Below are 13,240 nucleotides of genomic sequence, written 5' to 3'. Positions count from 1 at the left end.
CAACGATCAAGTCCCGGTTGATCTCAAAGCAACTGTCAGGTGTCCATCGGGTTAACGACCGGCCGGGTTCATCGAGTATTTACATACCCGTCAGCCTTGGGCTACCTCATCGTGACTACGCGGTCGTTCGCGCCCGTCATCCTGGGAGGTATGAGAATTCAGTTCGTTGCCGAGTCCTTTCTGCCCCTGATGAACGGGGTCACCAATTCAATTCTCAGGGTCGCCGATCACTACGCGGCCACCGGCCATGATCTGTCGATCATCGCCCCCAAACAACGCGGGGCGCAGAAGTTTTGGAAGGCCTCCAACGGCCGAAAGATCCGGATTCGCCACGTCTCCTCGATCCCGCTGGCCGGATACACCAGCGTACGCATTGCCACCACCAACGTCGCTCAACTCAAGCGCCGGATCCTGGACTTCGACCCAGATGTCATCCACCTGGCCTCCCCCGCCGTGCTGGGACGCACCGCCGGCATCGCCGCCCACAAGCTCGATATCCCCACCGTGGCCGTCTACCAGACCGACGTGCCCGGCTACACGGCCAAGTACGGGTTGGCCCTGCTGGAACATACCGCCTGGCAGGTGTTGCGCGATCTGCACAACCGCGCTGATCTGACCCTGGCCCCCTCCACTGCCACGCTGAAGCAGCTCGACGACCACGGCTTCCAGCGCTTGAACCTTTGGCGTCGCGGTGTGGATTTCTCCAATTTCTCCCCCGATCTAGCCAAGCCGAAGTTGCGAGCCAAGCTCACCGGGGACGATCCGGACCAGCGCATTGTGATCTACATCGGCCGTCTGGCCCCGGAGAAGCAGGTCGAGGACCTGAAGATCATCCACGATATGCCAAACGTGAAGCTGGTTGTCGTCGGCGATGGTCCGGAAAAGTCCACGTTGCGGAAGCTGATGCCCAACGCCTACTTCCCGGGTTTCAAATCCGGAAAGGAACTGGGTGAACTGCTGGCCACCGCCGATCTATTCATTCACCCCGGCGAGCTGGAGACCTTCTGCCAGACCATCCAGGAAGCCATGGCCTCGGGACTACCAGCCATCGCTCCCCGCGCTGGCGGACCGGTCGATCTGATCACACCGGGCCACACCGGGTGGCTGTACACCCCGGGCGATCTGAACCAGCTGCGCGATTACGCCTACGATCTGCTGTTCGACGACACGAAGCGCGCCTACTTCGGCCATGCCGCCCAGGATTCCGTCCGCAAGCGGTCCTGGCCGGTGTTGGCCGAACAGCTCATGGGCTACTACCACCAGGCCATTGAACACCGATCATATCGGGGCTCAGGATCCGCCACCAAAGGCCACTCGATCACCTCGGAGTGCTAGCCCGCAACACACAGCACGGCACCCAGGCCAGCAGGCACCGGGCGCCGTCGTGTATCGAGGAGTTTCTTTACTCGGATTCTGGCCCGACGATCGCGGCCAGATTATTCAGCGAGCCCTCGAGCTGTTCCTCAGTGAACAGCGGGAACAAGTTCTTGGCCAGCAGGTCCTGGTCGGTGACCTGCGACCAGTCGTAGGTTAGCGTCACGCGGGTCTGATCTGAGTCGAGTGGCTCGAGCTCGTAGATCCACTGCCAACCTGGAGGCTCGGTTCCTGCCGGAGCGGTCTTCCAGCCTAGTAGCTGGTTTTCGTCGTAGGCCACCACGTGGTTATCAGTTTTATAGTCACCACCCATGTGATCGCCAGTCATGTTCATGCGGAACACATCGCCGACCTGCTGAATTCGGTCGGTCTTATCTTCGGAGACGACGGTGCTGGTGCCATCAATACGAGCGTGATTATCCGGCAGAGTCAGCACCTGGAAAATTTCCTTATTCGGTGCATCAATAATACGGCTGACCTGGATTTGAGTTTCACCATGTGCGGTTTGATTTGTCGTCATATCTCTCACGTTAACGAGCTCATCGGTCAATGTCGAGACGTGGACTGTGGATTCACAGCGGATCACCAGCTCGATGTCATCTTCTCATCCACAGTTGGCATCTGCACCACGTAATAGAACACAGTTTCGATAGTCTAGAAAGCAATCGATCAGCGCTGCGGATGACACCCGCAGATCCATCGTCGAACGAACCGAGGAGGTGGCCATGCCGACACCGGATCTGAGCTTCGTCGATCTCGATCAGTTGCGCGCTGCCACCTTTGGACAGAAGGCTGAGCTGGTCAAACTCGTCATGACTGAATTGGCAACAGATTTCCAAGCTCCTGACGCCTATGAGCAGTTGGCCAGATGGCGCGAAGATCATGGCTATGCGGAATGGAATTCCCATCTGGCTGCTGAGAAAACACCGACCACGCTCATTCCACCGGCCAATATGCATGATTCCTTGCCGACCTTGCACCACACCACACAGCAGGTCGCCAGAAGCCTGGATCATGTTCATGCGCTCTTGACTGGATTCACCACCCGCGCGACGGCCACGGCGGAGGAACAACAGGCTGTTTTAGGGATTCCCCGCACTGCTCGCGGGTTTAAGAATGAGAAAAAATACCTCACCGATCGCACCGGGGTTGGGTCCGCCGATGCTCAGCAACATATCGAGCGTTCCAAGTATCTGAGCCCACCAGCCCCACCTATTTCCGGGGGCCCGGCTCCAAAAGTGGAGTTCCCCGCCCTTGGTGACGCTTTTCGCTCCGGAAAACTCCCCACCGCTAGCATGGATCGACTCATTCGCCTGATCAAAGAGATTCGTCGCTACGGCGCCCAAACGTCAACTCCAACCACGCTGGTGGAGAAGGTTCTCGAAGAAGCGATTCCGATTTTGACTGATCAGGCGAGTCAGATGTCGGTCAATGACTTCGCCAAAACCTGTAAGGATTGGAAACCCAAGCTGTGCTTCTTTCTCGACCAAGATGGACCGGCACCGGAAGAAGTGCTGGAGCCCCAACGAGGCACCGATCAGTTCTGGGTTAAACCTCGTCATGATGGCGGTGTCGATTTCGGTGGCACTGCTTACGGGCACTATGCCGAGCTGCTGGCCACCATCGACCATGCGGCGAATAACTTCGCGGTGATGAAAACTAAGGTCGGTACCACCGGTACTGAGGCACCTGAGAACCCTATTCTGACAGCGCTCAAGGCAAACTTCCCGGAGTTGGACCCTTCGACCATCGTCAGCATTGACGAGCAACACCGTGAGCGGCTCTATTCCGAACAGGCTCTTTTCGATACTCGAGCGCGGGCTCAGCGTAGCTTTGATGCTCTCTTCGGCGTCTTGCTGGCGGGAATTGCGCTGGGCAAAAACAAGACCGGACTTCCCCACACGCGAGGCCAAGCCACCAAGGTCCACATCACGATGGACTACGAGACGTTCTCTCACCAACTGGCGCATCGATATCAGCTCGATGACGACCAGCGACGATCTTCTTTAGACGCCTTCTACACCACCCACCGAGGAACTCCAACCACCCCGAAGGGCCACAAATTCCGCTCCGAAGGACAATTCATCGGCACCGTCCACCCACAAAGACTCAGGGCGGCTGTGTGTGATGCCGGAATCATCCCGCATGTTCTGGGAGCAGAAAATGAAGTGTTGGACTTAGGACGCGAGAAACGAGAATTCTCTGGGGCACAGCATCGCGCTCTCATCGCCCGAGACCAAGGTTGCGCCGCCCCGGGGTGCACTATGCCTGCGGCCTGGTGCCAGATTCACCATATTGTCGAGTGGGAGAACGGCGGGCAGACAGACATCAATAATGCGGTGCTACTGTGTAGCGCCCACCACGTGGATGTACATACCAAGAAGTGGACGATCGACCGCATCGACGAGTACGGAGTGTGGTTTGTTCCAGCGCCGTGGCTGGATCCCGATCCATCCCCTCGACGCAATGCCTACCGGAAGCACTAAGGCCGCCACCGAGTGCGGTGACGGCCTTAGTGCTTAGGCTTCGAGAGCTTCCCGCTCGGGAGCGGCGTCCAACTCCGAATCTCCCTCCACCGGGGTGAAGGTCAATTCTGCGTCATCTCCTTCGCCGGTGGTAGAGATCATGATCTTGGATCCGGCCGGAATATCACCGAACAAGATCTTTTCGGAGAGTTGATCTTCCACCAACTGTTGCACGGTACGACGCAATGGACGAGCACCCATCGCGGGATCGTAGCCACGATCGGCCAACAGGTTCTTGGCTGCTTGATCGAGCTCGACCGAAAGGTTCTGCTCGAGCAAACGGGCCTGGAGCCGGTCTACAAACAGGTCCACGATCTGCACGATCTCGTCCTTGGACAGCTGTGGGAAGACGATGACGTCGTCAACGCGGTTGAGGAACTCGGGACGGAATTGCTGACGCAGTTCTTCCTGGACTTTGCCCTTCATCCGTTCGTAACCGGTAGTGGTATCGGAGGCGGATTGGAAACCGGTCATCACACCCTTGGAGATATCGCGAGTACCCAAGTTGGTGGTCATGATAATCACGGTGTTCTTGAAGTCCACGACCCGGCCCTGGGAGTCGGTCAGACGACCATCTTCCAGAATCTGCAACAACGAGTTGAATAGGTCGGCGTGGGCCTTTTCCACCTCGTCAAACAGCACCACGGAGAACGGCTTGCGACGAACCTTTTCGGTGAGTTGGCCACCTTCTTCGTAACCGACATATCCCGGAGGGGCGCCGAACAAGCGAGACACGGTGTGCTTTTCTTGGAACTCCGACATATCCAGAGTAACCAGCGAGTCCTGGTCACCGAAAAGGAATTCGGCCAGGGCCTTGGCCAGCTCGGTCTTACCCACCCCGGTAGGTCCGGCGAAGATAAACGAACCGGACGGACGGTTGGGGTCCTTCAGGCCGGCACGGGTGCGACGGATCGCCCGAGATAGCGACTTGACCGCTTCGTCTTGGCCAATGACGCGCTTGTGCAATTCGGCTTCCATATTGCGCAACCGGTCGGTTTCGGACTCGGTGAGCTTGAAGACCGGGATACCGGTGGATTTCGCCAGAACCTCGGCGATCAGATCTTCATCGACTTCGGCAATACCGTCGGTTGCTTCCTTGCGCCACTGATCCTCGCGCTCATTGCGCTCCTGTTGCAATTTCTGTTCTTTATCGCGCAGGCTGGCAGCACCTTCGAAGTCCTGGCCGTCAATGGCGGCTTCTTTCTCCTTGCGGACTTCTGCAATCTTGGCGTCGAATTCTTTAATCTCGTCAGGAGTCGACATCCGTTGAATGCGCAACCGGGCACCGGCTTCATCGATCAGATCGATCGCCTTATCCGGCAGGAAGCGATCGGAAATATAGCGATCGGCCAAAGTAGCAGCTGCTTGCAACGCATCTTCGGTGATGGAGACCTTGTGGTGTGCCTCGTAGCGGTCGCGCAGACCACGCAGGATCTCTACGGAATCTGCGACCGATGGCTCGTCCACCTGGATCGGCTGGAAACGACGTTCCAGAGCAGCGTCTTTTTCAATGTGCTTGCGGTACTCATCCAAGGTGGTCGCACCGATCGTCTGCAACTCACCACGAGCCAACATGGGCTTCAAGATGGAAGCTGCGTCAATGGCACCTTCAGCGGCACCGGCGCCGACCAGCGTGTGGATCTCATCGATAAACAGGATGATGTCACCGCGAGTGCGAATTTCTTTCAGGACCTTCTTCAGCCGCTCTTCGAAATCACCACGGTAGCGGGAGCCGGCAACCAGTGAGCCCAAGTCCAGGGTGTAGAGCTGCTTGTCGGTCAGACTCTCAGGTACATCGCCACGCACAATGGCTTGGGCCAGTCCCTCAACCACGGCGGTCTTACCAACGCCGGGCTCACCGATCAGGACCGGGTTATTCTTGGTGCGCCGTGAAAGGACCTGCATGACGCGCTCCATCTCGTGGGCACGACCGATGACCGGATCCAACTGAGATTCGCGAGCAGCAGCGGTCAGGTTCCGACCAAACTGGTCCAGCACCACCGAGCCGGACGGGGATCCGTCGGATCCGCCACCGGGGCCGGCAACACCAACGCCTTGGGCTTCTTTTCCTTGGCCACCTTCCTGGTAACCGGACAGCAACTGGATCACCGTTTGGCGTACGCGGTTCAGATCTGCACCGAGCTTGACCAGTACCTGGGCTGCCACGCCTTCACCCTCGCGGATCAGACCCAGCAGAATGTGCTCGGTGCCGATGTAGTTGTGCCCCAGCTGCAAGGCCTCACGCAAAGACAGTTCCAGGACTTTCTTGGCACGGGGAGTAAAGGGAATATGTCCCGGAGGGGCTTGCTGCCCCTGGCCGATGATTTCTTGAACTTGTTCGCGCACTGCGCCCAGGGAAATGCTCATCGATTCCAGGGCCTTGGCGGCGACGCCGTCGCCCTCATGGATCAGACCCAGCAAAATATGCTCGGTGCCGATGTAGCTGTGGTTGAGCATCCGCGCTTCTTCTTGTGCGAGCACAACCACGCGCCGAGCGCGGTCGGTGAATCTCTCAAACATGTGCACATCTCCTTGCTGACTATTGCTCTCGATCCTACTGTCCAATAACCAGTTCGTTGATGGCTGTTCGCGTGTGGGGGAACCTAACGTTTATGCGCGTTCCGGTAGGCCTCTTCAATATCCCGATGGAGGCGACCACGACGGGAGACGTTATAACCGTTCTTTCTGGCCCATTCCCGAATTTTTGCTGCTTCATTTCCAGGAGCCGGTGGCGCAATCGATTCCGCTTTGCGGATATAGGGCTTCAGCAATTTTCGGAAAGCGTCGGCATTCTCTTTCGACAGATCAATTTGATAATGGCGACCGTCAAATCCGAAGATTAAGGTCTCATCGGCCGGTGAACCATCTAAATCATCGATCAAAACAACTTCGGTTTTGCGTGCCATTTGTATCCTCAATTCGCCGTAAATGGTGTTTGACAGCTGTTGAGAATAAGTCTAGAGCAGTTATTGCTCTGGATAAACCTTGAAAAGTAATTTATGTCTAATATTTCACCGGATTCACATGGAATATCGTTCCCAGGACAGGCGTGACGAAGACTGGCTCAGTTCTGCCCGGTATCGGATTTCTCAGCCTTAGCACGTGCCCACTCCTGGGCCTCTTCTTCTTCAGCGCGCGCTTTGGCAGAGCGTTCCTTGGCGTCGCCACGAAATAATGAATGCATGACGAGCCAAAAAATCAGCCCCACCCCGATCGACGGGGCCAGAACTGAGAAATACTCCCAGAAAGTTTCCATTTTTAGGCCTCAGGTTTCAGCAGAGGGAACAAAATTGTCTCTCGAATTCCCGCACCGGTCAGTAACATGACCAATCGATCAATGCCCATACCCAAGCCACCCATGGGGGGCGCACCATATTCCAAGGCGCGCAGGAAATCCTCGTCGAGTTGCATGGCTTCTTCATCACCGGCTGCAGCTGCCAAGGATTGGGCGGTCAAGCGTTCGCGCTGAATCACCGGGTCGATCAGCTCCGAAAAGGCCGTGCCGATCTCGGTCCCGCCGATAATCAGGTCCCATGCTTCGATAACGCGGGGCTCTTCCGGGTGGGGGGAGGCCAGTGGCTGGGCCGAGGGCGGGTAGTGATAGACGAAGGTGGGATTGATCAGTGTGGGTTCGACGATCTCACCGAAGAGTTCAATCACCAGCTTCTCCGCGTCCCACTTCTCATCGATGCAGACCTGGTGTTTTTCGGCGATCTCACGCAAGGTCGCCACATCGGTATCGGGGGTGATCTGCTGACCGACGGCCTCAGACAGGCCGGGGTAGACCTCGATCCAGTTCCAGTCGCCTGACAGATCGGCAGTACCACGTGGGGTCTCGATGTGGTGGCCCAGACCGACGGCGTCCACGGCACGCAGGATGATGGTCTTAATCCGTTCGGCCATTCCATACATATCGGAGTAGGCCTCATAGGCCTCGACGGTGGTGAATTCCGGGGAGTGGGTCGAGTCGACACCTTCGTTGCGGAAGACCTTTCCGATCTCAAAAACCCGATCGATACCACCGACCACAGCACGCTTGAGGTAGAGCTCGGTGGCGATGCGCAGGGTCATGTTTTGATCAAAAGCGTTCAGATGGGTTTCGAAGGGGCGAGCCTGGGCGCCACCGTGGACCAGTTGCAAGATGGGCGTTTCGATCTCGGTGTAGTCGGCATCTTCAAGCGTCCGGCGCACCGCGCGGGTAATCGCCGCCCGTTTGTGCACCATTTCGCGGGCTTCGGGGCGCACGATCAGATCCGCGTAACGCTGGCGGACTCGGGTCTCTTCGTTCAGGTCGGCGAAGAGTACCGGCAGAGGGTTCAGTGCCTTAGAGGCCATCTGCCAGGTGTCAACCATAATCGACAGTTCCCCGCGGCGAGAGGAGATGATCTCACCGGTGACCGCGAGGTGATCGCCCAGATCGACCAGGTGCTTATAATCAGCCAGCGCTTCTGCGCCGACTCTAGCTTGGGAGAGCATCACTTGCAGGCGCACACCGGATCCGTCAGATCCGCCTTCCTGCAACGCCGCAAAGCACAGCTTGCCGGAGTTGCGCTGGAAGACGACGCGACCGGCGACCGAGACGATCTGGCCGGTTTCGGCACCGGCTTCCAAGTCGCTGTAGTGGTCGCGAATGTATTCCAGGGTATGCGTGCGAGGCACCTGGTGCGGATAGGCCGGAACCCCGGCCTGCAGAAGTTCTGCGCGCTTATTGCGACGCACCTGGCGCTGGTCACGGGTATCTGAAGGGGTGCTCACAGGTGTTCAGTCTAGCGAAGGGTATTTCTGTGTGCAGAATACGGCTAATTGGTGAACGAATTCTGCGATCTCTCGGCGGGCATAATGATCGGGTTTCACCATGGCACACAATTCCATCGACAACGGTTGGCCCCGGTGGATGATCCGCAACGGTTTCAGCCCGAAGGCTGGGTCATCGGTGACGACCGCGACACCACCGCCGGTGGCGACCAGGGCTTGGGCGACCTGTCCCGAGTTGGTCTCTTGTACCTGGTGGAGCACGAGGTTCTCCAGTTCCAAGGCGGCGTCGAGTTTCCGGCGAGCGGCGAAATTCCGGGTGGGGACCGACAGGGATTCTTCGGTCAGTTCGGCCAGCTCAATCTCGGTGCGCGAGGCCCACCGATGGGTGCTTGCCACATGGGCCCAGACCGGCAGGTTCAGCAACTCGGTACTGGTGACAGTGTCATCGGGTTCGGCCGGGAAGATCACCACGTCGTGGGTTTCCACCGCCTCACGGATGCGTAAATCCAGGGCGGCTTCGGTGACCGAGGTGCGCGGGCGATCCGGGCCGAGGGTGGCCACAAACGGAATGATGATGTCGATCAGTGTGGTGCCCGGGGCGACCACGGACAACTCGCGAAGAGTGCCGTCACGCAGATAGGCCAGATGATGTCCGGCCTGATCGTGTTCTCTTAACAGGTGACGGGCGGTGGGCAGGAAAGCCCGACCCGCTGAGGTGAGTGCCAAGCCTGGGCCACGGCGTTCCAACAGCTGAATCTCATGGTCGCGTTGTAATTTCTGCAACCGGCGCGTCAGAGCCGGTTGGGTGATCGACAGCTGGTCGGCGGCCTCGGAGACCGAGCCGGCATCGGCCACGGCGACAAAGGCGTGGACATGGGACAGATCAAGACCAGTCATGCACGTTAAGCATAATTGATATGTTTCCGATCTATTAGACATGCATAGCTACCCGGGGTGACAATAGACACAAAACTAGTACCACATCACGGAAAGGAAGTGTTATGTCTATTGAACAGTCCCGTCGTCTGGTGACCGAGTTGCCCGGTCCGAAGGCGAAAGAATTAGCTGCCCGTCAGGCTCAGTACGTCTCACCTGCTGTGGCCTCATCGACCCCGACGTTCGCTGCGCAAGCCTTTGGCGGAATCATTGAAGACGTTGACGGCAACCGCTTGATCGACTTGGGCGCCGGTATTGCGGTGACCTCGGTGGGTGCTGCGCATCCGAAAGTGGTTCGCGCCGTGCAAGATCAGGTCGCCCACTTCACCCACACCTGTTTCATGGTGACTCCATATGAGGGGTATGTGCAGCTGGCGGAGAAACTGGATCAGCTGGTGCCGATTGCGGGACAGACTCGGACGGTGTTGCTCAATTCCGGTGCTGAGGCGGTGGAGAATGCGGTCAAGATTGCCCGGGCGCACACCGGCCGTCAGGCGGTGGCGGCGTTTGATCACGCCTATCACGGTCGCACCACGCTGACCATGGCGCTGACGGCGAAGAATATGCCCTATAAGGATTCGTTCGGCCCGTTCGCCCCGGAGGTCTACCGTGTGCCCGGGTCTTATCCGTATCGGGATGGACTCGATGGCGCCCAGGCGGCCGAGCAGGCTATCGCACGTCTGGAGACCCAAGTGGGCGCGAAGAATCTGGCCGCGGTGATAATGGAACCGGTCCAGGGTGAGGGCGGATTTATTGTGCCGGCCGAGGGCTTTTTGCCTCGGATCGTGCAGTGGTGTCGGGATCACGGCATTGTGTTTATTGCCGATGAGGTGCAGACCGGGTTTGCTCGCACCGGGGCGATGTTTGCCTCGGAGATCGAAGGGATTGAGCCGGACCTGATCACCATGGCCAAGGGTATTGCCGGAGGTATGCCGCTGTCGGCGGTGACCGGTCGGGCGGAGATTATGGATTCGGTCCACGCCGGCGGTCTGGGTGGCACGTACGGTGGGAACCCACCGGCCGTGGCAGCAGCGCTGGCCGCGATCGAGGTGTACGAAGAGGAACAGCTGGCCGCCAAGGCACAACGGATCGAGGAGATCATCACCGCGTTCTTCGATGATCCGCGGATCGGTGAGATCCGTGGTCGCGGGGCGATGATGGCTCTTGAGCTGGTGCACCCGCAGACCGGGGAGCCGGATGCCGGATTGGCCAAGAGGGTGCTGACTGCAGCCGGCGAGCAGGGTGTGGTGGCCCTGACCTGTGGCACCTACGGCAATGTCCTGCGGTTCCTGCCTCCACTGGTGATTGATGAAGACCTATTGCGTGAAGGCCTGGGCGTGGTCGCCGACGCGCTGAAGAACGCCTAGATGATTAATTCCTATTGATTTTAGTGGTCATAAGCGATCAGGGATCGTTTGTTGGGTGCTCCGATTTTCCAGTTGTGCCAGATGCCGGCGGCCATGGCCAGCAGTTTGGCCCCGATTTTGGCTAAGAGTCCCTGGATGGTGCGGGCACCGTGGTGTTCTAAGCCCAGTTGGCCTTTGAGCGTGTCGAAGATGGATTCGATCCATTGGCGGATGCCACCAAGATTACCGAATCGTGGGGTTTCGTCTTTGCGGTCTGGCCACAGCAGCCTGGCGTGCAAGTCGTCGGTGATGAAGGTTTCAAAGGCCTTGCCGGAGAAGCCTTTATCGCCCAGGATCACTTGGCCCTCGGTCAGTAAGTGGCGGCTGCCATCCAGCAGGGTTTGAGTGATGGCGCGTTCGCCCAGTTTGGGATTGCCCAGCCCCCAGATGACCGGCATCCCGTCGGGGGTGCTGATCAATACCAGGCGCATGCCCCAGAAGTATTCGTTATGTGCCGCACTAAATCCGTAACCGGCATGGCCGGCTAATCCTGAGCGTTGCACGGTTTGTTTGGACCGGCCACACGGGATCGGGGTGGCATCCAACAGACGCAGCACCTCGTGCCAGGTGTCGGTGTCTTTGGCCAAGGCCACCAGGGTGGTCTGGATGAGCCCAAAAGCGGCCCGGATCCGTTTGTTATATCCAGATTGCAAGGGGATATACGGAAACATATCGCGCAGATGTTCTCGGGCGTAGCGGACCCATTTGGCTTCCGAGGACTCTCCTCGAGTCAGGTGCTGGGCCACTGCCAAACACAACAGCTCGGCATCCGTGAGCTGGTGTTTGCGGCCACGCCGAACCGGTGGATCATAGGCCGGGATGACTTTATCGGTGATAAAAACGTACAGTGTTATCAGGAGGGTGTTGAGTTGTTTGTTCACAACATATGCTTAACACCCTCCAACCCGCTTTAACAGGCCCCACCGCCTCAAGCACGACGAACTATCCGAGCATGAACATCCCACCGCACCGCAATGGCAATTAGGAATTACTCATCTATGTGGGGTGACATCGGTGCCAACCAGCTTCGTGGTAAGGCCACGGAGACGCGGAAGGTGGAGTTCTGGAAGCAGTACCTCCAGGAGGCGCTGCACACGCGGCTTGTCCCAGGAGAGCGTCTCGAGCTTCGCACTGCGATCTGGTGGGATATTCGTCTTGGACGCGTAGGAGACGAAGAGACACAGAAGGTTGTAATTGCTGTGGATACCTCTGGTTCCATGCAGACCTCTGTGCTGAACTACATCGCTGACTTGGTGGGAGAAGAGGAGGACTTGGAAATTGTCTGGGTGGCCTTCGACAGTGAGTGCTACCCGTTCCAGCCAGGCGATACCTTCCGTGGAGGCGGAGGCACGTCTATCGTTGACGTGGAACGATACCTCGAGGACGAACTCAACCACGACTACGACGCCGTAGTTTGCGTCACCGACGGTTACTTCAATCCCGTTCCGCCGAAGGAAGACCCGGAAAAGTGGGTTTTCCTGATCACCCCGGGTGGTGATGGTGACTGGATGGATAATGCCGGCATGACGGTATACGACCTTGACATCGACCAGGAGATTTAACTCCCCAAACTAAACCCCCGAAGCAGCAATACTGCGTCGGGGGTTTTCTCATGCCGCCGGCACTGTGTAGTTCTACAGGATAGAGAGGAATGCAAACCAGTGCCAAGAGGCAAAAAGGGGACGCACCCCAATCTGGAGGGACATTGCCCCGATGTCGCCGCAGAGTGGGACGAGGAGAGAAATGGCTTTCCAGCTAGCGAATGCTATATAGGTGCCGCACTAAAAGCGTGGTGGAAGTGCACAGAGCACGGACACGCGTGGGCTGCCTATGTGATTTCACGGGTCAAGGGCGCGGGGTGCCCGTATTGCGCTGGCCGAAAAGCGTTGCCAGGATTCAACGACCTTGAGCTGAGGTTCCCTGAGATTGCTAAAGAATGGCACCCGACATGGAATGGTGACACAAGAGCCTGTGATGTCATCCCTGGGACTACGAAAAACTATTGGTGGCGTTGTCTAGAGCACGGCCATACCTGGAAAGCCACCCCTTCGAATCGAACTCGGAATGGCACTAAGTGCCCATATTGTACGGGCAGCAAGGCGTGGCCTGGGTTTAATGGCTCTTCACAATCGAGGGTGTAGACGGGGCTTGAATCCTCCGCTCTCGAGCAAGGACCTGGCGATGTAGTTGGTGAGATTCCGGAAGCCCAGGGCGGATCCGCGCAGGTGTTCGAGTCGTCCGTTG

Annotated in this window: 12 protein-coding genes; 5 read left to right on the top strand and 7 right to left on the bottom strand. The window is 58.0% G+C overall.

What is annotated here, in order from left to right; genetic code table 11:
- The first annotated feature begins 150 nt into the window (after positions 1-150).
- Entirely contained in the window at positions 151-1,335 is a 1,185-nt protein-coding gene (locus tag DCC24_RS11015; protein ID WP_110099960.1) for a glycosyltransferase family 1 protein, read from the top strand.
- A 67-nt stretch (positions 1,336-1,402) separates the two neighbouring features.
- On the opposite strand, the gene DCC24_RS11010 is transcribed toward DCC24_RS11015, so the two are convergent.
- Complete coding sequence (locus DCC24_RS11010; protein ID WP_110099959.1) at positions 1,403-1,894, bottom strand: SRPBCC family protein; 492 nt, start codon at positions 1,892-1,894, stop codon at positions 1,403-1,405.
- 205 nt (positions 1,895-2,099) lie between these two features.
- Between DCC24_RS11010 and DCC24_RS11005 the strand changes: the two genes are divergently transcribed.
- Complete coding sequence (locus DCC24_RS11005) at positions 2,100-3,860, top strand: HNH endonuclease signature motif containing protein (protein ID WP_110099958.1); 1,761 nt, start codon at positions 2,100-2,102, stop codon at positions 3,858-3,860.
- 33 nt (positions 3,861-3,893) lie between these two features.
- Here the strand turns inward: DCC24_RS11005 and DCC24_RS11000 are convergent, their stop codons facing one another.
- The 5 genes from DCC24_RS11000 to DCC24_RS10980 form a co-directional block, all read right to left on the bottom strand.
- Complete coding sequence (locus DCC24_RS11000) at positions 3,894-6,419, bottom strand: ATP-dependent Clp protease ATP-binding subunit (protein WP_110099957.1); 2,526 nt, start codon at positions 6,417-6,419, stop codon at positions 3,894-3,896.
- Positions 6,420-6,502: 83 nt separating this feature from the next.
- Complete coding sequence (locus tag DCC24_RS10995) at positions 6,503-6,805, bottom strand: Lsr2 family protein (RefSeq protein ID WP_110099956.1); 303 nt, start codon at positions 6,803-6,805, stop codon at positions 6,503-6,505.
- Positions 6,806-6,963: 158 nt separating this feature from the next.
- Entirely contained in the window at positions 6,964-7,155 is a 192-nt protein-coding gene (locus DCC24_RS10990; RefSeq protein WP_110099955.1) for a hypothetical protein, read from the bottom strand.
- A 2-nt stretch (positions 7,156-7,157) separates the two neighbouring features.
- A complete protein-coding gene (lysS, locus tag DCC24_RS10985) occupies positions 7,158-8,654 on the bottom strand; it encodes a lysine--tRNA ligase (RefSeq protein ID WP_110099954.1) in 1,497 nt (498 codons plus the stop codon).
- 6 nt (positions 8,655-8,660) lie between these two features.
- The gene (locus DCC24_RS10980; protein ID WP_158278403.1) at positions 8,661-9,551 is read right to left on the bottom strand and encodes a LysR family transcriptional regulator; all 891 of its coding nucleotides are present in this window, start codon (positions 9,549-9,551) and stop codon (positions 8,661-8,663) included.
- Between the two features lie 104 nt (positions 9,552-9,655).
- Here DCC24_RS10980 and gabT point away from each other — a divergent pair, with 104 nt between their 5' ends.
- On the top strand, positions 9,656-10,957 hold the full coding sequence (gabT, locus tag DCC24_RS10975) for a 4-aminobutyrate--2-oxoglutarate transaminase (RefSeq protein WP_110099952.1): 1,302 nt from the start codon (positions 9,656-9,658) through the stop codon (positions 10,955-10,957).
- A gap of 20 nt (positions 10,958-10,977) precedes the next feature.
- On the opposite strand, the gene DCC24_RS10970 is transcribed toward gabT, so the two are convergent.
- Entirely contained in the window at positions 10,978-11,877 is a 900-nt protein-coding gene (locus DCC24_RS10970) for an IS982 family transposase (RefSeq protein WP_110099951.1), read from the bottom strand.
- Between the two features lie 117 nt (positions 11,878-11,994).
- Between DCC24_RS10970 and DCC24_RS10965 the strand changes: the two genes are divergently transcribed.
- Together DCC24_RS10965 and DCC24_RS12675 are read left to right on the top strand one after the other, a co-directional pair.
- Positions 11,995-12,558, top strand: coding sequence for a hypothetical protein (locus tag DCC24_RS10965; RefSeq protein WP_110099950.1), 564 nt, complete (start codon positions 11,995-11,997; stop codon positions 12,556-12,558).
- A 99-nt stretch (positions 12,559-12,657) separates the two neighbouring features.
- A complete protein-coding gene (locus tag DCC24_RS12675) occupies positions 12,658-13,137 on the top strand; it encodes a zinc-ribbon domain-containing protein (protein ID WP_110099949.1) in 480 nt (159 codons plus the stop codon).
- The last annotated feature ends 103 nt before the right edge of the window (positions 13,138-13,240 follow it).

Source organism: Auritidibacter sp. NML100628 (assembly GCF_003185985.1).
GTDB classification, from domain to species: domain Bacteria; phylum Actinomycetota; class Actinomycetes; order Actinomycetales; family Micrococcaceae; genus Auritidibacter; species Auritidibacter ignavus.
The sequence above is the reverse complement of the archived record's forward strand: the minus strand, read 5'-3'. Positions and strand labels throughout refer to the sequence as shown.